The organism is Mycobacterium sp. MFM001 (assembly GCF_003402475.1).
Lineage (GTDB): Bacteria > Actinomycetota > Actinomycetes > Mycobacteriales > Mycobacteriaceae > Mycobacterium.
Genome location: NZ_BFAB01000001.1, coordinates 514,512 through 533,959 on the forward strand (window position 1 = coordinate 514,512; position 19,448 = coordinate 533,959).

Below are 19,448 nucleotides of genomic sequence, written 5' to 3' on the forward strand. Positions count from 1 at the left end.
TCCTCCCCCATGCGACTGAAACGTAGGCGGGAGCGTATACACGTTTACTAGTATCCCGCAAGGAAACGCGACGAACTCGTATATCCGCATGGTAGGCAGCGACGCTGTGTACTATCCGGATATGGCCGGAGCGCTACGGTGAGCCGCGAATCGGCGGGCGCGGCTATCCGAGCGCTCCGCGAGGCGCGAGACTGGTCGCTAGCCGATCTGGCGGCCGTCACCGGTGTCAGCATCATGGGGCTGAGCTATCTGGAGCGAGGCGCTCGTAAGCCGCACAAAAGCACCGTTCAGAAGGTAGAAAATGGTCTGGGTCTGCCGCCCGGCACCTACTCTCAGCTACTGACCGCCGCCGATCCGGAAGGCGAACTGGGCCGGTTGCTGGCTACCGCGCCGGCTGAGACGACGTCGACCCGCCCCGCCGCCGCGATCGTCGTGGACCGGCACAGCGACACGGAAGTCCTGGAGAGATACGCGGAAGCTCAGCTCGAGGCGCTCCACACGGTGATCGAGCGTTTACCTGCGAAGACATCAAACGAATATGAGACGTATATTCTGTCTGTGATCGGACAGTGCGCAAAGGCCGAACTGTTGGCCGCCAACTCCTGGCGGGTCGCGGTCAACGCCGACGCCGACTCGGCGGGCCGGATCATGGAGCACCTGCAGGCAATCGACGCCACCCGCAGAGCGCTCCTGGCGCGAATGCCGGTAAGCCTGAGCGCGCGATTCGACCAGGCGTGCGCGCAGTCGCCGCTGCCCGAGCCAGTCATCGCGGCACTACTCGGGGTCACCGGCGACGAGATGTGGGATATCCGGAACCGCGGCGTCATCCCCCCGGGAGCGCTTGCGCGCGTGCGGGCTTTCGTCGAGGTTGCCAGCGGCCAGGGAAACACGTGAGTCACGGCGAGCTGGAGGTACTGCGCCGCGCTCATGAACTGTTCGCAGGCAGCATCCCTCCGGTGAACATCACCGCGGTGGAGCCGGAAGTACCAGGCACTGTTCATGGAGCACTGCGATACCACCTCGCGCTAGATGACAGCCGAGAAGCTTTACGCTCGGCTGCTCGCACCGACGCCGCAGCGGCGGCCGTTATCACCGGGGCGCATCGAGACCACGTCGCCGCTCGTGGGCAGACCAAGAACGTGCTCGATGAGGCTCGCGCCGACACCGCCGTCGCACCGGATACCCCGATCGCACACCGCGAGGCCATCCGGCGTCGGGTGGCGCGGCTGCGCGCACAGCGCGTACATGTGGTGTCCGCCCGCGAGCGGGCGCACCGGCACCGGGCAGCGATGCGGCTGCTGCGTTACCGCGCATCACGACGCCGGGCCATCGGACTATCGCGGCTACCGTCACCCAACGGCCGCACTGGGATCGCGGTGCGCGCAGCACTGTCGCGGCTGGGCCGGCCCTATGTCTGGGGCGCAACCGGACCGGACCGGTTCGATTGTTCCGGGCTGATGCAATGGTCCTATGCGCAGGCTGGAATCCCGTTGAGCCGCACCACCTATCAGCAAATTCATGACGGGATCCCGGTGCCGCGTGGGCAAGTTCGTCCGGGTGACCTGGTGTTCCCGCATGCCGGGCACGTTCAGATGGCCATCGGAAACAACCTTGTCGTGGAAGCTCCCTACTCGGGTGCCACGGTTCGGATCAGCCCGCTGGGCAACAACGTGCAAATCAGGCGCCCACTGCCGTAGGCCGACCGAGGGTTGTTAGTCACTGAATTGTCGGTGGGTAGTGGCCTGGGTACCGTCGCCCTATGGAGGGGCCGCTCTTGCAACGTCAGCTCGGCGACGCCGCCGACGCCATACGGTGCGCTGAATCCCGTCTGGCCCACCAGAATTCGGCGGCAGCCCAGATCGACCTGCAAGTGGTCAGCGCGATATTGAATGCGCATTTGACGACGTTAGACGGCCGGGGTGCGCTCGACACGCTGCAGCACGAGGTTCAAGCGGCCGTGCGGACCCGAACCGATCTGGACACCCCGTCCGGAGCGCGCGACTTCCAACGCTTCCTCATCACCAAGCTCAGGGATATCCGCACGGTGGTGGCGGACACCGGCCTGGACGACACGTCGAAGTCAGCGCTGATGGCGGCGTGGACGTCGCTGTACGACGTCTCGAAGACGGGAGGCGGTGAGCAGAGCGATACCCGGCCAGATAGTCCAGCGCCGCCGCCGGACGACACGTCGTTTTTGTCGGACGACGAGACGGATCCCTACCTCGATTCGCTCCTGGCCGACGACCCCGGCCTCGTCCCCGCCGAAACGCCACCACAAAGTGCCGCCGCGCCGACGCCACCGGCGATGCCGGGCGTGCCGAATCTCGGCGGGGGAGGGATGCCCAGTTGGGGGATGCCGGGCGGGTTGCCGTTGCCCGCGATGCCGCCGGATATGGATCGGGAACGGCCGACCGAGCACGACGACGAGGTGCAGACGGAAGACCCACTGCCGCAAGAAGAACCAGCATCGAACGAGGGGACGGACAGTGGACCCGGCGACGATGCGGCGGCGTCGACAACCACGCAGGAGCCGCCGCCCGAAGGGCCGACCACAGTCACTCTTCCCAACGGTGAGAGTGTCACCGCGGCCAGCCCCCAGCTCGCCGCCGCGATCAAGGCCGCCGCCGGCGGCACCCCCATCCCGGATGCGTTCCGGCAGCAGGGAATCACGATTCCACCCCCCGGCACCGCGGTCGCCCAGCCGGTCGACCCGTCGCGCGTTGCGCCGGGGGATATCGGCATGTTCACCAATCGGCACGCTCTTGCGCTCGGCAACAGCAAGGCCCTTCTCAGCGGCCAGATCCAGCACATCTCCACCGTCAAAGGACCAAGTTTCCTCGGCTGGGAGCACCCGCCCGCGCCGGCAGGTGTCGCCGCATCGACCGAAGCGCCGGCACCCACCAGGCCAGCCGCGCCACCGAATTGAAAGAAGAAACCGGATGTCAGAAAGAATCCTTGTGGTGCCGGCGGAGCTGCGCGCCGCGGCCGACCAGCACCAACAGATGTCGGACTATCTGCGAACGATCCCGTCGTCACATCCCGCGATTCAAGACAGCCTCGACTCGCTGGGACCGATCTTCTGCGATCTGCGCGAGGCCGGACGTGAGCTGCTCGAGCAGCGGCGGCGCTGCTATCAACAGCAAGCCGACGACCACGCCGACATCGCGCACAAGCTGCGTACCGCGGCCGCCATGTGGGAACAGCACGAGGACGACGCCGCCCACGCCCTCGGCGACGTTGTTGACGACGCTCGATGAGCGACCCGAATCCCGATTTCGACACCGTTCACCCGAGTGGTCACATCCTGGTCCGCTCCTGCCGCGGCGGCTATTTGCACAGCCTCAAACTGAGCGACGCGGCAATGGACAGCGACGCCGAGGCGCTGGCCCACGGCATCTTGCTGGCCGCGAACGTGTCCTACCTCAAGGCGGCGCTGGAAGTGCGCAGTGAGATCGTGGCGGCCGGGCACACCCCATCTGCGGAAGTCCCCACCGTCCACGACCTCGACGTAGCGATCGAGAGGCTACGGGCGCACCGACTGCATCGCCCGGCCCGCTCCCGCCTCGCGTAGCCGTGTCGCGGAGGCGTCCACGCTGGGTGCGATATCGGTGGGAGGCTCGATGGGGTTGGCGCCGAACAACTCTCGCGCACGTACCAGCAGCAGCTGTACTTCGTCGAGTTGCTGCTGTAGCGCAGAATCAGCCATGGCCCTACGCTAGTCAGCTCGCACGATGCCCACAATTCACCGCTGCCCGCGCACCGGTACGCTTAGCCGGTGGCGATCTTCGGTCGGAACACGGCGCGTCAGCGCCTCCGGAGAGCGGCTCAGGAATCCCTCGCGATTCCGCCCTTCGGCTCCGAAGTTGGCTGCACCCCCTGGGTGGTGGGTGAGCTCTGGCCTGCTGAACTGTCCACAATTACGCCTGAAAATGCCTCCGTCGCAAGGTATCTGCGAGCCGAGCTGGATCGGATAGCCCGGTCAGCCAACGATCAGGTGCGCACGATCCGGCGATCGGGACCGACGGGGCCGGCCCAGCAAGCAGAAGAGGCGCGCGTCGTCAACGGTGCCCGGGCGTTTGCCGCCGAACGGGTCGAGGCAGCGCTGCGCCAACTGGGTAAGCAGCTAGAAGACCTTCCCACCGACAACCTGCCGCCGATCTCCCCCGGCCCCGGTGACGGACCAAGCGCCGAAGATACGCAGCGGCTTCCGATCATCACGGCGGCGCCGGAGCATCGGGCCGATGAGCAGCCGGAGGCTGCGATTCAGGACGCGGAGGCCGCCGCCGAACCTGAATCGGACCAGGAACGGCTGCATCGGCTGGTCGAGTTCATGGCCCGTCAAGAACCGGGCTTGCGCTGGGCAGCGGGAGACCGGGAGACCGGCATAACCGTTGTGGCTACGGACATTGCCGAAGGCTGGATACCTCCCGGTATCGCGGTGCCGCCCGACGTGCGGCTGCTGTCGCCGCAGCGTCGTACCGGGGACGCAGCGGCGCTACTCGGCCCCACGACGGTCTCGGTGACGTACGCTCCCGGCGATCCACTGGGTTGGTCGTTCGGCTGGGCAACCGAATTAGACCCCGCCGCGTATTCGGTGCGGGCACGGCGGTTGCCGCCCATCGACGATCTCGGCTGGCTGCTGGCCGGGGCCACGCATATGCGCGACGGATTGCCGCGGATGGTGCATACCCTGGCCAAGGCGGGCGCGGCGAGAACGCCGGTCCTTGAAACCGAAATAGATGAGCTACGCGCCCACCTGGAAACTGTGTGGCTGCAACTGGTGGCGCAGTACCCGGAGGTGGACCACGCGGTCCTGCTCAACTGCCTGCTATTGGCAGCCACCGAAGGCATCGCCACCGGAGACCGGTTGACGGCGAATTACCACTTCGCCTGGTATCAAGCTCTCAATACGCCACCGCCCAACAAGCGGGCCAGCCGGTGAATTGACGCTGATTGCGGTGGTGGAAATACTGCCACGATGTCGGGGGTGGGCAGTCGCGCGGAGTTGAGCGACAGCGGTCTGGTTGAAGCGGTTCTGCGGGATTTGAGCGAGGCGGCCGACCGGTGGGCCGCGGTGGTCGCCGAGGCGGAAACCGTCAGCTACAGCGTCGACTTGGGCGATCTTCATGTGGTGACCAATGCGGACGGCAGGCTGATCGAGTTGACGTTGCATCCGGACGTCATGACCCGTTACACCCATTTCGAGTTGGCCGATCGGTTGAACTTGGTCATTGCGGCGCTGCGCGCAGAGGCCGAAGCCGACAATCAGGCTCGATACGGCGGCAGTCTGCGATGACGCCGGATCCATTGACCCTACGGGCTTTTGAGCTGCTTGAGCGAGCCCACAGTCTTTACGGCGCCCGATCGTCCGCCGGACCGGTCGAGCTGTCGGGCCAGGGGAAGCAGCCCAACCTGTTCACCGAAACGGAGTACACGGCACCGGCGACCCGGCGCGCGAGAGAGGCGTTGCGCTATGCCGCATCGGCCGACACCGAATTGGCCACCGCGCTGGCCGGCGCCGGCGCGGACCGTATCCGCGGACGACACGCGAGCAGCATGATCCTGGCCGACGCGCATGGCGACCCGATGCCGGCCAGCGATACCGTCTTGGGTCGGCGGGAAGCCATGCGCCGCATGGCCGCTCGGTTACACAGGCAGCGTCATAGCATTCAGCGCTCGCGCCGACATTCGCGGCTGCTGGCCCGACGGCTCAGGCGGCTCGACTATGGACACCGGCGCCGCGGCGCGGGTCCATCCGGTGTGGGCCAGATCCCGCTCAGCGCGGTGGGATACGAACGACACCTTTACTCGAGCAAACGAAGCACGGAATACATCTGCGCCGCACTGGATCATCTCGGTATCACCGATCCGGTGGCCCGGCGCAATTGGCTCCACGGATACCAGACGCTGATAGCGCGGGAATCGGGAGGTCGGCCATCTGCGGTTGCCTCCGAGCCGGCCACAGAACCGGGGCCATTGCAAGCCGACGGCCACCGGCTGGGCTACGCACGCGGCATCACGCAGACGATCCCGACCACGTTCGCCCGCTACCACCAACCAGGCACGTCGAGCAGTATCTACGATCCGGTCGCCAATATTTGCGCGTCGATGAACTATGTGATGCACCGGTACGGCGTTAGAGCCAACGGCGACAACCTCATTGCGCTCGTGCAGCAAGCGGATGCGCGACGGCCGCCGAAAGGATATTGATCGTGCCGCTCAATTTGTCGAACCGCGACCAGAATTCGGGCCACCTGTTCTACAACCGGCGCCTGCGCGCCGCCATCACCCGATATTCGGTCCGGATGAAACACGACGACCGCAAACAACAGGCCGCCTTGGCATTGTCGGTGGTGTTCGCCCTGCTCGGCACAGGCTGGATGACGTTGCTGCACTTCATGAAGCCGGCGGGCCTGGTGGGGCAGTCGGCACTCATCGGAGACCGTGACAGCGGGGCGGTCTACGCAAAAATCGACGGTCGGCTCTATCCCGCCCTCAACCTGACCTCGGCGCGGCTGGCCGTGGGAAACGCCGGCGCTCCGACCTGGGTGAGGGCCAGCGAGATCGAGAAGTATCCGACGGGTCCTTTGATTGGCATCCCCGGCATACCCGACATCCTCACTGTCAGATCAGCGCAGACGTCGGCTTGGTCGGTGTGCGACACCGCGGCGGTCGGGGGCAGCGGGTCACCAGTGGTGACCTCGATCGCCGGAGATCTAGCCGGCTTGGCCGGCGCAGCGCCGATGAGACCCGACCAGGCCATCCTGGCGACCCATCACGACTCGACCTACGTGATCTGGGGCGGGCACCGGTCACGGATTGACCCTGCCGATCGATCGGTGACGTTCAACCTCGGCCTGGACCCGGGCGTAACGCGCCCGGTCGGCATCTCCAACGCTCTGTTCGACGCCATGCCGGCGACGGAACCGATTGTGGTGCCGCTGATTCCCGACGCGGGGACGCCGTCGAGATGGTTAGCCGACGCCACAGTCGGCAGCGTGCTGGAAACGCGGGACGCCCACGGCGCGGTCAGCGGCCTCTATGTGCTGCTGCCCGACGGCGTGCAGAAAATCAGCAGCTTTGCCGCCGATTTGCTGCGAACCGCGGATGCGCAGGGCGTCGTCGCACCCAAGCTGGTTTCGCCCGGAAAGCTGGTCAACATCCCAGCCATCGACCAACTCACTGTCGACTACTACCCGTCGGAGAAGCTGACTTTCGTCGACACCTCGGCTAACCCGGTCACGTGCCTTACCTGGTCGAAACAGCCCGGTGACCGTCAGGCCGGCATCGGGATCTTCAGCGGTCGACGCTTGCCGGTGCCGCTCGGCATGGACACGCACGTGGTCCCACTGGTGCGCGACGACCGTCGCCCCGACTCCGTGGAAGCAGACCAGACATTGGTGCTGCCGGGCGCAGCGAATCTTGTTGCGACAACCAGCGGTGTCGTCACGTCCGATACCCGCGAAAGCCTCTACTGGCTCTCACCGCAGGGTGTGCGGTACGGAATCCAGTGGGACAAAACAACCTTGCAGGCGCTTGCCCTGGATCCCCGCAACGCGCCGCAAGCGCCGTGGCCGATCGTGCGCACCTTTGCGGCCGGCCCGGCGATCAGTCGCGACAACGCGCTGGTGGCTCGCGACACCATTGGCGGTGGCGCCGTCGCGCCTGTTCCGGCAGCGAATCACCGCGTGGCGGAGAGCTAGCGATGTCGAAACGAGGTTTCGCGCCGGGTGCCCGGACACCACCGCCAATCATTCCGCCCACTCGGGTGGCGGTTGTTCCGCCCCTCGCGCTACCCGAGCATGAACCGCGAAACATCCTGCTGATGATCGCCCTGCCCGCTGTGTTGGTCGGGATTCTGGGAACGCTGGTGGTGATGTACACGTCTGGCGTCCGCTCCCTGCAGTCAGGGTTCTTCCCGATGATGGGGCTGGCCGGGTTCGGCGCTCTCATGATCAGCGGACGTTTCGGCCGCGGACGCCGGATCACGTGGGGTGAACAAGAAAAGCAGCGCCGCGTCTACTTGCGTCAACTCGACGAGCACCGCGACGAGGTGCAGCGCGCCGCGCAGGATCACCGACGCAGCCAACTGTTCGTGCATGCCGACCCGCAGCGGTTGAATACCGTGATCGGCGGCCCGCGGATGTGGGAGCGCAGGCCCGCCGACCCAGATTTTCTCGACGTCCGGCTGGGTATCGGGGTTCAGCAAACCGGTGACTCCGCGGTGTCCCTGCAATGGCCGGACGTCCCAATAGGCGAAGAACTCGAGCCCGTAACCGGCACCGCGCTAAGGGATTTCATCCTGGCACACAGCAAGATCCGTGGCATCGGGAAGGTGCTGAGCCTGCGGTCGAAGCCTGGCTTCAGTTTCATCGGTGATCCGAGCGAACTGCACGGCTTGATCCGTTCGGTCCTGTGCTCGCTCGCGGTTTACCACAGCCCCGACGATCTCAAATTCTTGGTCGTCACCCGCAGCCCGCAGCACTGGTCTTGGCTGGTGTGGCTGCCGCACAACCAGCACGACGAGATGTTCGACGCCTGTGGCCCGCGGCGTTTGGTGTTCGCCTCGCCGACCGAACTCGAGGACGCGCTTGATGCCGAGCTGCACTGCAAAGGCCGGGGGCCGTGGACGCCGCCAACCGGCTCCAGCCCGACGCTGACCCCGTCGCCCACGGCGATGCGACCGGGCCTGACCTTGGGCCCGCACTGGCTGATCGTCGACGATTCGGCCGGCACGCCCGAGTCATGGGAGGGCGTCACCGGCCAGAAGGGCATGGCCGGGATCACGGTGCTGCGGTTGGTGACCAGCCCAACAGTGGGGGTGGGCTTCACCGACGACGAGCGGTTTACCCTGCGCGACGGACAGCTCTGGTACCGCGACGCGTTCTACGCCGTCGCTGATGCGCTCACGGACAGCAGCGCCAACCGTTATGCGCGAAAGTTGGCGCGGTGGTCATTGTCCAGCTCCGGCGAATCGCGCGAAACCGACAGCCAGGGAAGCGAACTGCTGCGGGCGCTGGGCATCAGTGATCCGCGTCGACTCGACGTCGACCGGCTTTGGGCGGACAGCCGCGGCCGCGGTGACCCGAATTGGGCAATGGTGCCGGTCGGAGTGAAGCCGAGCGGCGGATTGCAGCACATCATCCTGCGCGCCAAGGATTTCGGCGGCTTCGGTTTCCATTCGGTGGTGATCGGCACATCCGGTTCCGGCAAGTCGGAGTACTTCTTGTCGCTGTGCAACGGGATAGCGCTGACGCATTCACCAGAAGCGTTCGTAGTGATTTTCGTCGACATGAAGTTCGAATCCGCCGCCCAAGACCTGCAGGGATTTCCTCATGTTGTCGGCTCCCTGTCCAATCTGGGAAAGGACGAGCGGCACCTCGCCGAGCGGATGCGCAAGGCCATCAACGGAGAAATCGCCAGACGTTACCGCCTCTTCAAGGATGCCGGCGCCCGCGACGCCAACGAGTACGAGGAGATGCGCCTAGCCGGTCGCGACCTGGAGCCTGTGCCGATTCTGCTCGTCATCATTGACGAGTACCTGGAATTGTTCGTTCACCATCCCAATTGGGTCGACCTGGTCATCCACATCGGACAAGAAGGCCGCGGCTGCAACGTGTTCTTCACGCTGGGCGGCCAGCGATTGGACTTATCGTCGCTGAGCAAAGTCAAGAGCAACATCGCTTTTCGGGTAGCACTGCGCGCCGAGACCGCCGAGGATTCCCGCGACGTGATCGGCAGCGATGCGGCGCTGCACCTGCCGTCGAAGGAGAACGGCTACGCACTGCTCAAGGTGGGTCCGCGGGACCTGGAGCAATTCCGCTGCTTCTACGTGTCAGCGCCGTTTGTGCTGCCCCGGAAAACCGACCGCATGAGCCGGACCGTCGATGTCAGCTTCTCCAAGCCCCGCCTACTCACCTGGGAGTACCAGCCGCTGAGCGCCGAGGACAGCGCCGCTCTCGTTTCCGACGAGCCGGAACAGGCGGATGAGTTTCTTTTCGACTCCGACGGGTTCCGGAAGAAGAAGCTCGTCGACGTTGTCCGCGAGTCGCTGATCTCTCACCCGGCGCGTCCACCGCACGAAATCTGGCTTGCCCCTTTGGACGTGAGCGAACCGATCGATGCGCTGGTGTCACGCTGGCGCGGGAAGCCGTGGACCGTCGACTACGGGCAGAACACGGGGCTGGTCGTGCCCGTCGGAGTGGTCGACATTCCCGAGGATCATGCCCAGCGAGTCCACGTGATCGACGCTGAGACGGACAACGTGATGGTGGTCGCCACGGCTCAGCGCGGGAAGTCGACGACTTTGATGACGCTGATCGTTTCCGCGGCGCTGATGTATCGGCCCGAACGGGTCACCTTCTTCTGCATCGGTGCGTCACTCTATCCGGTCGACGACGTCCCGCACGTGGCCTCGGTGGTGAGCCTGACTGACAGCGAAGGAGTTTCGCGCACGATAGCCGCCATCGAGGCACTGATCACTGGGCGAGAGGCGTCGTTCAAACACCACCAAATCGACATCTGCGAATTTCGTGAACGACGCTTCGGCGGCGGTGGCGTCGATGTCGGGGACAAATTCGGCGATGTGTTCCTTGTCGTCGACAATTTCGCGGACTTGTACGAGAAGGAGCCCGGCATCGGTGATCGTGTGATCGCCATCGCCCGACAGGGACTGTCCTATGGCGTGCACGTAATGAGCAGTGCCAACGCGTGGCTCGTCGGGCAGAAGCAAGGGCTGCTCAATGTGTCGAACGCGCGGATCCAGTTGCGACTCAGCAATCCCGAGGAGTCGCAGATGGGTACTAGTTTCGAGCAGCGCAAGGCCGCGCGAAATACTTTGGACCGTCCTGGGTTCGGGCTTACCAGGCACGGGCATGAGCTGCTGGTCGCAATGCCCGAGCTCGTCGGCGCCGACGGCTCACGAGTCGTCACCCGCGAGGTCGGACCCCGACTCGCCGCCCTGACCGGCGCACACAAACTGGAGAGCCTCGCTCGGCTGCCCGGGTCTACTCCGCTCCGTCAGGTGGTAGAGAGGTTCGCCGCCACAACTGAGGCCGCCGAGAATCTGAACGTCCCCTTCGCGATCGGTGAAAGCGCCCTGCAGCCGGTATGGCTGCCGACACGACGGTTGCCCAACCTGCTCGTGGTCGGTCGCCAACTATGCGGGAAAACCACGACTTTGGCCGCGATCGGCCAGGCGATCACCAGCCGGCTCGGACCGGCAGAGGCACAGATCACGATCATCGATCCAAAGACGTCGCTGATCGGCAAGATCCGCGGCCCGCACGTGCGTACCTACGCGTACACACCTGAACACATCGACGAGGTGATCGCGGAGCTGGCGCAGATCATGCGCGACCGCCTGCCGCCTCTCGGGCTGAGTCAAGACGAACTACTCAACAGGCGCGGCTGGAACGGTCCACATCACTTCGTTCTGATCGACGACGAGCAGGAGCTGCGGCCGCACGGCGAGATCGGAAAGCCCGCCGCCACTGCACCACTCTGGGGATTGATCGAGCGCGGGCGCGAAATCGGCCTGCATGTCATCGCCTCACGTCTGCCCGGCAACTGGGCAGGAGTGTCCGTGATGAATCCGTTCTTGCAGAAGATGACCGACTCGCGGGCACCCACGCTGTTCATGGATAACGATCCGGCCGTAGTGAAGGTGTTCGGCCGGATAAGTGCCCAGCAGCTGCCTCCGGGCCGCGGGTTGTTGGTGACGACCGACGGCGCCATCGAGGGAGTGCTGGTTGGCGCTCCTGAAACAGGTAATCAATGAAAAGGAGATATCGTGTTGCCACTCAACGTAATACCGGGCGCGGTGGGTGCATCAGCGGCGGCCGAGGCGGCTATCAGTGCCGAGTCGGCCGCCACTACGGCGACTGCTGCGGCCGCGCTGACGGCCGTAGCGCCGATGGCCGCGGATCAGGATTCGGTCGAATTCGCGGTTGCACTGAACGCGGCGGGTGCGGCGTACCTTGCGGCCGCTGCCGAGCACGTCGGCCAGCGTGCTGGCTATGCCGGTAGCCAAGCGCTCGCGTCGGGCACCTATGTCGCCACCGAGGCGATCCGTGCGACCAACCTGGCTTAGCCGAGACCATGCCCGACCCCAGGTGGACCGGCCCGCCGGAGGCCATCGCGGTCATCTTCGAGACCGGCTGCCCGGCCTCGGTGGTCGCAAATAATGCGGCATGGGCAGCCGAATCCGCGTGCCACGAAACGTCGGTAGGCCTTTCGGCGGTCAACATGGCGGCTACCGCCGCGTCGTGGCAAGGCATGGGTGCGAGCGCCTCGGCGGCGGCCGGACTGGGCCTCAACGCCGGGTTACAGTTGCTGGTCGGCTGGATCGCGGAAAAGATCGCGGTCACGCAAGCCGCCGTGGATGCTTTCACCAGCGCGCGGTCTGCCGTGATTCCGTCGGCGGTGTGTCAGGCCAATCGCGATGACTGGGCCAGCGCCAACGCCACGAACTTCTTCGGAATGCGGACACCGGAAATCGTGGCGCTGGACACCGAGTACTTCGGAGAACACTGGCCGCACAATTCGAGTGTGGGATGGGGGTATTCGGGTGCGCTGAGCGCCCTGGTGGCCGCGTTGACCGTCCCGCCGCCCGTCGCCCCGATGGGCGCGTCGCCGGCAGCGCCGGCAGCAGCGGGCGAAGCGGTCGCGCAAGCGGCCGCCCAAACCGGCATGAGCGATGCCATGCACGCTTCCAGCCAAGCAACGCAGACAGTAAGCGGGCCAGCTGACGCGACCGGCGAGTTTGGTTCGTTGACGCAACCGCTGCAGCAAGGCCTAACAAGTGCGGTGCAGCCGTTGACGTCGTTGGCGCAGTCACCGATGCAAGCGGCGCAAGGAGCCGCAAGCATGCCCCAGACCGTGATGCAATCGTTCAGCGGGATGTTCCCGGCGGCGTTCCCCGCGGCGCCCGAAGCCGTCGTCGAACCAACGGCTGCCGGAAATGGGACTGCAGGCGGGTTAGGAACCGGAACACCAAGCACCACCGGCGGTGTGGGCGCCTACCCGGGCGCCGGGTTGACCAGTTATACCCGTCCCACCAACGGTTTCGAGCCGCCTACCGGCGGGAGACCTGCGGGATTGCGCGCCGATACGCTCGGCGCCTTGCGTGAACTGCACGGCCCGACGACCTCGCCGGTGGCGGGCGGCGCACCGATGCCGCTTTCGGCCGGTGTGCCCGCACGGGAAGGGGGCGGGTCGGAAAAGAAAACGGTGACGCGTGCGCGCCTCTCTGCAGACGACGCGGAAGGCAAACCGACCTGAGGTGGCAAGAGTGCGGTTTGCTGCGATCCTGAAACCTACTAGCAATGTGCGTTGTATCGACGACTAACAGTTCGCCAGCGAGTGAAGTGACACTTCGTCGGACGCGCTTAGACTTCGAGCCAACCTCCGTTGCGGGGGGTTCCGGAGGGGATGAGAAATCTAGGAGTAGGCATGCCAAACGCTACCGTCGTGACACCGGAATTGCTGCGAAGCACCCAGCAAGCAATCGAATCGGCGTTGCAGTATGCAACCGCCGTGGCCAACGAATACTTGAGCGGTCACGAAAACGTCATCAACGTGTCGACCTGGCATGGTCAGGCGGGTTTCACGTCGCTGGCCACCGCAGGGCAAATCAACCACGATCTGCAGCAAACGGTGGCCGGCGGTCAACGCCTGGCCCACGGCCTGGGCCGGGCCGCTGTGCTTATGGAAAACCACGAAGCCGATGCCTCCCACGGCTTTACCGGTCTATTCGGCGCACGTTAACCAAGAAAAGGAATCAGGGCTATGTCAGACCAGATCACCTATAACTACGGAGCAGTAAGCGGCTTCGCATCAGACGTCGCCTCCCGGGCAGCTCAGCTAATGGAAATCCACGACGACATCCAGCACCGTACCCAGGCGCTGGCTGACTTCTTCCAAGGTGCCGGTGCCACAGCATTTTTCGACGCTCAGCATCAGATGCTGCACGGCCTGGAAAGTCTGATCCAAACCGTCAGCCAACACGGGCACGTTGTGAACAACACCGCCGAAAGCGCTCAGGCAACCGACCAAGCGATCAGCCAGGCTTTCATCTGAGACGCCGGCAGACGCGTGCTTCGTCGGGGGACACGGTGTTAACCACCACCATAGACGGCTTGTGGGCACTTCAGGTTCTCGCCGGTATAGAGGTAATCGCGCCGGAGCTGGGACTGCGGCCACATCTGCCCAGCATCGAGAACAGGCAGCTGGCGCTGGCTCATCCCGTGATCGCCGAGTTGCGGGAGCAGGGCGCCGTCGACGAGTCAGGGGAAGTCGATCCTCCTGTCGTGGAATGGCTTACGGTACTGTCGCGCCGGGACGCCGCACTGTTTGTCCAATGCCAACCACCGAGCGCGCCGACGTCGGCGAGGGCACTTCTGGCCAGATACGCCCATTGGTGGGTTGTGATGGAACGGTCTGCGGATCTGGTCCGGATTCGCGGTGCGGGAGCTGCCGTCACTGAGGACGCCGCGAACGCAGTGTTGGGTACCCAACTTGAGTGGCTATGCGGGGCGGCGGCACCGGCGCCGTTACGGCCGGTGACCACTGAGCTCGCAGCAATGCGCACCGCGGCTGTCTGCCCAAAGACGTTGCGCCGGTTCTTGCTTCAACAAGGCCTTGAAGCCGACCAGTTGCAGCTATTGATGTCGGCCGTCGACGCACGGCTTACCGTCCAGACGTCTGTGGTGGCGATCCAATCCGGGCTGGACACCGGCCGGCCCACCCGGGCGCACATCGAGGGTGGCGCGGTGACGGTCATCGACACTCCGGCCGGCCGGCTGGTTGCCGAGCAGGTGGCATCCGCCGGCAGAACCTGGATGATCATCTCGCCCGGAACGGCGAACAGCATTGCGTCGGCGGTGACCCGCATGGTCCGGCGCCTCCCCGCGCAAGACCAGTGGCATTCCTATCGAAAAGCCGTCTAGCCCAGTGGCCAAGGTTTCGTTTCCGGCACGCTGCGCGGTTGCGGTGGTGTGCGGCGAGCACCTGATTTCGCAGGTATACCCGGCGTCCGTGCCGATCGAGGTGTTCATCGACAGCGCCGTCGAGCTGCTCGCCGACGAGCTCAAACGTCGGGGCCAGCGCGCACTAACGACCGGCGTGGCCTATGAATTGCACAGAGCCGACGGCACCCGGCTGGACGGCCACAAAACCCTCGACGAACTCGGTATCGAAGACGGCGCCACTCTGGTGCTCGCCCCCAGTACGCGCGGCGAATCCTTTGAGCCGCACTACGAGTCGTTATCGACCGGGTTGGCGCGGATCGGCAAGAAATTGTTCGAGCCGGTCACGGCCAAGACCGCCTCCAACACCGCCGTAGTGATTGTCGCGATGGCAGCCGCGACAATTTTTGCCCTCGCTGTCCGGGTGCGGGCCAGCACCGCCTCCTTGGTGCCCAGCATTGTCACCGCAGTGTTCGGTCTGCTGGTTGCCGCCGGCGTGGTCGCCGCCTGGCTGTGGTGGCCACATCGCACCGACCTCGTCGACGGATTCGCATGGATCGCAATGCCGCTGCTGGCGGTGAGCTTCGCCGCAGCCGCGCCCGGGCCGGTCGGAGCCGCGCACCTTTTCATCGCAAGCCTCGGGCTCGCGGCGATGAGCTGGGGCATCGCCGCGGCGACGCGGCGTCATATCGCTGTGACGGCAACTGTGGTGACTCTGTGCGTGACGGGGGGAGCAGTCGCCGCGGTCCGGATGTGGCGACCCGTTCCCGCGCAGTGGCTCGGCATGTGCGCGCTTGTCGGGTTGCTGGCGGTGTTGACGCTGGCGCCGACGATTACGCTGTGGGCCGCCCGGATCCGGCCGCCGCATTTCGGGTCGATTACCGGGCGAGATTTGTTTCGTCGCAGCGACGGTCTGCCGGCAGACACTGTGTCACCCGTGGACACCGCAGGCGAGGAAGAGACGAACCTCGACTCCACGCCGACCGGGGCACAGATCACGGCTGCAGCGGTACGCGCCAACAGAGTACTCACCGGGGTTTGTGTGGGCGTGGCGGCGGCGCTTCCGGTAGGGGTGTGGGCAACGCTGATGCCGGGGCATGGCCGCAGCCTTGCGGCCGCGATCCTTGCCGGGCTGTTCGTCGTGATTTTCATCAGTCGTGGACGGGCATTCGCCGACAGACGGCAAGCCGTCGGGCTGGTGTGCGGCGCCGCGGCGGCAATGTGTGCCGGCGCCGTGAAATACGTTGTGCACCAACCCGCGCAAGCTATCGAACCGATGGTCTGGGCCACGCTCGCCCTGGCCGGCTTCGGCGGCGCAGGACTGGCTGCCGCGCTGCTGGTGCCGATCACCCGATTCACGCCGCTGGTCCGGATGGCGGCCGAATGGCTCGAACTGGCGGCGATCACCGCGGTCGTGCCGTTGGCCGCTTGGGTCGGCGGGTTGTTCACTTGGGTGCGCATGCGATGACGCGGCTGACGCGCCTGGTCTGGTCGGTGGCCACAGTGGTGATCCTGTTCGCGCTGCCCACAAACCTCACTGCGGCGCAGGCAATTCCGGCGCCGAGCGTCGACCCTGGCCGGGTACCGGCGGATGACAAGCCGGGCCCGGATCAGCCGATGCGACAAAGCAATGTGTGCGCCCGGCCGATAACCGTCTCCGACCCGAACGTGTCGGTCACCGCGCCCGGGTTCACCATGCTCAATGTCAGCAAGGCATGGCAGTACTCGACCGGCAACGGTGTGCCGGTGGCCGTGATCGACACCGGGATCAGTCCCACCCGCCGATTGCCCGTCGTCGCCGGCGGCGATTACATCATGGGCGGCGACGGGCTGCTCGACTGCGACGCACACGGCACCATCGTCGCCTCGGTGATAAGGGCTGCGCCCCAGGGAATTCCGATGCCCGCTCCGATGCCACCCGCCCCGGTGTATCCGGCACCGGCCGGAGAACCGGCCAACGGTCCGGGGGCGCCGGAGCCCGGCCAGCCGGAGGACCCCGAGGTGGCGGCGCTGCCGCAAGACACACCCGACGGTGTCGTCGGGGTTGCGCCGCATGCTGTGCTCATTTCTATCCGGCAATCCTCCCGGGCCTACGAGGCGGTCAACCCGCAGCCCGGCGACATCGATACCCGCAGAAAGGCCGGTACCGTCGCCACGCTCGCGAAGGCGATCGTGCATGCGGCCAACATGGGCGCCAAGGTGATCAACATCAGCGTGACATCGTGTGTGTCAGCGGCCGATCCCCTCGACCAGAGTGCTGTCGGGGCAGCAGTCTGGTACGCGGCCACTGTGAAAGACGCCGTCATCGTCGCCGCCGCGGGAAACGACGGCGAGGAGTCGTGTGCGCAAAATCCCGTCTTCGACCCGTTGGATCCGTCCGACCCGCGTGACTGGCACCAAGTCAAGACCGTGTCGTCGCCGTCCTGGTTCGCCGACTACGTGCTGGCGGTCGGCGCAGTGGATAACGCCGGCATGCCGATCGCTAAAAGCCTCGCCGGGCCGTGGGTAGCGGCCGCGGCGCCCGGTGTCGGAATCATGGGCCTCTCGCCGCAAACCGCCGGCGCGGTCAACGCATATCCCCCGAACCGACCGGGCGAACAAGCCATGCCGTTTTGGGGAACCAGTTTCTCAGCCGCCTACGTGAGCGGAGTTGCCGCACTTGTCCGTGCCAAATACCCGCAGCTGTCGGCCCATCAGGTCATCAACCGGATTGTGCAGACGGCGCATAACCCGCCGCGCGGCGTCGACAATCAGGTCGGCTACGGCGTGGTGGACCCGGTGGCAGCGCTGACGTTCGATGTGCCGCCGGGAGATCTGGTTGCGCCCGGAGCGCAGAGCCGGGTGATCGTGCCCGTCGCTCCGCCGCCAGCGCCAGACCACCGGGCCCGCGGCATGGCACTGGTATTCGCCGGCGCGGTACTGGCCGCCGTCATGTTGTCCGCGATCATCAAACGGGCTCGACGGGCACGATGAACGCGGCGACCACGCTGATCACCGCCGTCGGCGTCCCGCTCGGCGGCCTCACCGGATGGGCGGTGAGCGGATACTGGGGCACGGCAATCGGTTTGGCGCTGAGCGCTCTCGTCGGCGTGGGTCGGTGGCGCCGCCGGACCGTGTGGTCGTGGGTGACCCTGTGGCTTCGGCATCGCCGACCCATGCCGTGGATCGCACCCACGACAGTGGCCAACGACCGCACGGGCGGCGGCATTCGATACCAAGACGGCGTCGCGGTCGCCGCAGTGCAGGTGCTCGGGAAGTCGCACACACCAACGCTGCTCACCGCCTCGACGTCGGCATATACCGAGAACACGCTCGACGTCAGCGAGCTGCAGGCACAGCTGCGCCAGAGCCTGGGATTGACCATCGATTCGCTGAGCGTGGTCAGCGCTGGGGCGCGGCGTCGTGGTGGCGGCGACTATCCGCGGGTATACGACGCGGTGATCGGCACTGCTCCCTATGCCGGACGACGCGAAACCTGGATAGTCGTGCGCGTACGGGAGATGCCCAACGCCGAGGCACTGCGGTGGCGAAGGTCGCTCGGCACCGCGACCCTGGGGGCCGCACAGCGAATGAGCAACACCCTGCGCCAGAAGGGAATTCGAGCCAAGGTCGCGACCGCTACCGAAATTGTCGAACTGGAGCGACGACTCGGGCGGTCAGCGCTGGACTCGCGCACTCGGCGCTGGAGGACGGTGCGCAGTGACGTCGGCTGGATGACGACCTACTGCTATCGACCACGTGACATGAGTGCCGATATCCTGGCGCAGGTCTGGGCAACGCCCGCCGAGGGAATCATCCAGAACATCACGCTTTTCGGCGACGGGACTGCCACGATCACCGTCACGGTCCTCAGTGCGCAGCTGCCGAGGGCATCGCTCACTCCGACAGTCCGGAAGCTGCCCGGAGAGCAGCTGGCCGCTGTCGCGGCCAACCTGTGCGGTCCAAGACCGGACGTCCGTGGAGTGCGCCGGGGACAACTGCATCGCCCGTTCCTTGTCCCAATCGGGCCGACGGGTGTGCTGCTCGGAAAGGTGGCGGGTGGCAGCCGGATCGCCGTGCCGTTCGACGACCCGAGCGAATTCAGCCGCGTGCACATCGCAGCCGAGGACGACGTGGCGAAGCGGATCGTGATCCGGATGGCCGGGACCGGCGAGCGCATCACGGTACACACCCGAAACCTGCGGCGCTGGAACAGCGTGAGCATGCCTGACATCGCCGTGACAGACCAGCCGCGACCCGTCAGCGGCACCACGGTCAGTGTCGTCGACGGCAGTGTCGCACCCGCACCGCGACCGAGCACGCTGGTAACGCTAGGCGCGGCCGGTGAGCCCTACTGCGGCGCAGCCGACGTCCTAATCACCCAGACAGGCGCGGAGACCGTGGAGGTGCAAGCGGGCGGCCAGACGCACACGGTGGAGATCGAGTTGTTCCGCGGCGAAAACCGCTATGTGGCATCGCCACACGCGGTCCCGGCCTAGGCAC

Annotated in this window: 19 protein-coding genes; 18 read left to right on the forward strand and 1 reads right to left on the reverse strand. The window is 65.8% G+C overall.

All coding sequences use genetic code 11. The annotated features are described in order from the left end of the window. The first annotated feature begins 138 nt into the window (after positions 1-138). The 5 genes from MFM001_RS02505 (at position 139) to MFM001_RS02525 (ending at position 3,571) form a co-directional block, all read left to right on the forward strand. Positions 139-894, forward strand: coding sequence for a helix-turn-helix domain-containing protein (locus tag MFM001_RS02505; RefSeq protein ID WP_116373181.1), 756 nt, complete (start codon positions 139-141; stop codon positions 892-894). A gap of 53 nt (positions 895-947) precedes the next feature. Next, positions 948-1,697 (forward strand): C40 family peptidase, encoded by a 750-nt coding sequence (locus MFM001_RS02510; protein WP_371685124.1) that lies wholly within the window; start codon positions 948-950, stop codon positions 1,695-1,697. Positions 1,698-1,759: 62 nt separating this feature from the next. Beyond that, complete coding sequence (locus MFM001_RS02515) at positions 1,760-2,926, forward strand: DUF4226 domain-containing protein (RefSeq protein ID WP_116373185.1); 1,167 nt, start codon at positions 1,760-1,762, stop codon at positions 2,924-2,926. Between the two features lie 13 nt (positions 2,927-2,939). After that, on the forward strand, positions 2,940-3,257 hold the full coding sequence (locus tag MFM001_RS02520; protein ID WP_116373187.1) for an ESX-1 secretion-associated protein: 318 nt from the start codon (positions 2,940-2,942) through the stop codon (positions 3,255-3,257). Next, positions 3,254-3,571, forward strand: coding sequence for a DUF2694 family protein (locus MFM001_RS02525; RefSeq protein ID WP_116373189.1), 318 nt, complete (start codon positions 3,254-3,256; stop codon positions 3,569-3,571). Before MFM001_RS02520 ends, MFM001_RS02525 begins: the two co-directional genes overlap by 4 nt. Here the strand turns inward: MFM001_RS02525 and MFM001_RS02530 are convergent. After that, positions 3,524-3,706 (reverse strand): hypothetical protein, encoded by a 183-nt coding sequence (locus MFM001_RS02530; protein WP_116373191.1) that lies wholly within the window; start codon positions 3,704-3,706, stop codon positions 3,524-3,526. The genes MFM001_RS02525 and MFM001_RS02530 overlap by 48 nt on opposite strands. 288 nt (positions 3,707-3,994) lie before the next feature. Here MFM001_RS02530 and MFM001_RS02535 point away from each other — a divergent pair, with 288 nt between their 5' ends. From MFM001_RS02535 to eccE, 13 genes are all read left to right on the forward strand, one after another. Next, positions 3,995-4,942, forward strand: coding sequence for a DUF5631 domain-containing protein (locus MFM001_RS02535; RefSeq protein ID WP_371685056.1), 948 nt, complete (start codon positions 3,995-3,997; stop codon positions 4,940-4,942). A gap of 36 nt (positions 4,943-4,978) precedes the next feature. Then, positions 4,979-5,296: a DUF2710 family protein gene (locus MFM001_RS02540; protein ID WP_116373195.1), complete on the forward strand. Its 318-nt coding sequence runs from the start codon at positions 4,979-4,981 to the stop codon at positions 5,294-5,296. A gap of 260 nt (positions 5,297-5,556) precedes the next feature. Continuing rightward, positions 5,557-6,210, forward strand: coding sequence for a transglycosylase SLT domain-containing protein (locus MFM001_RS02545; RefSeq protein ID WP_160117986.1), 654 nt, complete (start codon positions 5,557-5,559; stop codon positions 6,208-6,210). 2 nt (positions 6,211-6,212) lie between these two features. Next, positions 6,213-7,703, forward strand: coding sequence for a type VII secretion protein EccB (gene eccB / locus MFM001_RS02550; RefSeq protein WP_116373199.1), 1,491 nt, complete (start codon positions 6,213-6,215; stop codon positions 7,701-7,703). Between the two features lie 2 nt (positions 7,704-7,705). Continuing rightward, positions 7,706-11,779: a type VII secretion protein EccCa gene (eccCa, locus tag MFM001_RS02555; protein ID WP_116373201.1), complete on the forward strand. Its 4,074-nt coding sequence runs from the start codon at positions 7,706-7,708 to the stop codon at positions 11,777-11,779. Between the two features lie 12 nt (positions 11,780-11,791). After that, entirely contained in the window at positions 11,792-12,091 is a 300-nt protein-coding gene (locus MFM001_RS02560) for a PE family protein (RefSeq protein WP_371685059.1), read from the forward strand. A gap of 8 nt (positions 12,092-12,099) precedes the next feature. After that, positions 12,100-13,281 carry a PPE domain-containing protein gene (locus tag MFM001_RS02565; RefSeq protein WP_116373203.1) on the forward strand — a complete coding sequence of 394 codons (1,182 nt, stop codon included), beginning with the start codon at positions 12,100-12,102 and terminating at the stop codon, positions 13,279-13,281. Positions 13,282-13,470: 189 nt separating this feature from the next. Continuing rightward, positions 13,471-13,767, forward strand: a complete 297-nt coding sequence (locus MFM001_RS02570; RefSeq protein ID WP_192886823.1) for a type VII secretion protein EsxD — start codon at positions 13,471-13,473, stop codon at positions 13,765-13,767. A gap of 21 nt (positions 13,768-13,788) precedes the next feature. Beyond that, positions 13,789-14,079 carry a WXG100 family type VII secretion target gene (locus MFM001_RS02575; RefSeq protein WP_116373205.1) on the forward strand — a complete coding sequence of 97 codons (291 nt, stop codon included), beginning with the start codon at positions 13,789-13,791 and terminating at the stop codon, positions 14,077-14,079. Positions 14,080-14,138: 59 nt separating this feature from the next. Next, entirely contained in the window at positions 14,139-14,948 is an 810-nt protein-coding gene (locus MFM001_RS02580) for an ESX secretion-associated protein EspG (protein WP_238158863.1), read from the forward strand. 4 nt (positions 14,949-14,952) lie between these two features. Further along, positions 14,953-16,434 (forward strand): type VII secretion integral membrane protein EccD, encoded by a 1,482-nt coding sequence (gene eccD, locus MFM001_RS02585; RefSeq protein ID WP_116373209.1) that lies wholly within the window; start codon positions 14,953-14,955, stop codon positions 16,432-16,434. Continuing rightward, on the forward strand, positions 16,431-17,939 hold the full coding sequence (mycP, locus tag MFM001_RS02590; RefSeq protein WP_116373211.1) for a type VII secretion-associated serine protease mycosin: 1,509 nt from the start codon (positions 16,431-16,433) through the stop codon (positions 17,937-17,939). The genes eccD and mycP overlap by 4 nt, the downstream gene beginning before the upstream one ends. Beyond that, positions 17,936-19,444 (forward strand): type VII secretion protein EccE, encoded by a 1,509-nt coding sequence (gene eccE, locus MFM001_RS02595; RefSeq protein WP_116373213.1) that lies wholly within the window; start codon positions 17,936-17,938, stop codon positions 19,442-19,444. Before mycP ends, eccE begins: the two co-directional genes overlap by 4 nt. Positions 19,445-19,448 lie beyond the last annotated feature (4 nt).

What these genes read in the sequence shown, in the direction of transcription:
- MFM001_RS02515 (WP_116373185.1), top strand. Translation starts at nt 1,760, where the DNA reads ATGGAGGGGCCGCTCTTGCAACGTCAGCTCGGCGACGCCGCCGACGCC.
- mycP (WP_116373211.1), top strand. Translation starts at nt 16,431, where the DNA reads ATGACGCGGCTGACGCGCCTGGTCTGGTCGGTGGCCACAGTGGTGATC.
- MFM001_RS02525 (WP_116373189.1), top strand. Translation starts at nt 3,254, where the DNA reads ATGAGCGACCCGAATCCCGATTTCGACACCGTTCACCCGAGTGGTCAC.
- MFM001_RS02530 (WP_116373191.1), bottom strand. Translation starts at nt 3,706, where the DNA reads ATGGCTGATTCTGCGCTACAGCAGCAACTCGACGAAGTACAGCTGCTG.
- eccE (WP_116373213.1), top strand. Translation starts at nt 17,936, where the DNA reads ATGAACGCGGCGACCACGCTGATCACCGCCGTCGGCGTCCCGCTCGGC.
- MFM001_RS02565 (WP_116373203.1), top strand. Translation starts at nt 12,100, where the DNA reads ATGCCCGACCCCAGGTGGACCGGCCCGCCGGAGGCCATCGCGGTCATC.
- MFM001_RS02520 (WP_116373187.1), top strand. Translation starts at nt 2,940, where the DNA reads ATGTCAGAAAGAATCCTTGTGGTGCCGGCGGAGCTGCGCGCCGCGGCC.
- eccCa (WP_116373201.1), top strand. Translation starts at nt 7,706, where the DNA reads ATGTCGAAACGAGGTTTCGCGCCGGGTGCCCGGACACCACCGCCAATC.
- MFM001_RS02575 (WP_116373205.1), top strand. Translation starts at nt 13,789, where the DNA reads ATGTCAGACCAGATCACCTATAACTACGGAGCAGTAAGCGGCTTCGCA.
- MFM001_RS02545 (WP_160117986.1), top strand. Translation starts at nt 5,557, where the DNA reads ATGATCCTGGCCGACGCGCATGGCGACCCGATGCCGGCCAGCGATACC.
- MFM001_RS02540 (WP_116373195.1), top strand. Translation starts at nt 4,979, where the DNA reads ATGTCGGGGGTGGGCAGTCGCGCGGAGTTGAGCGACAGCGGTCTGGTT.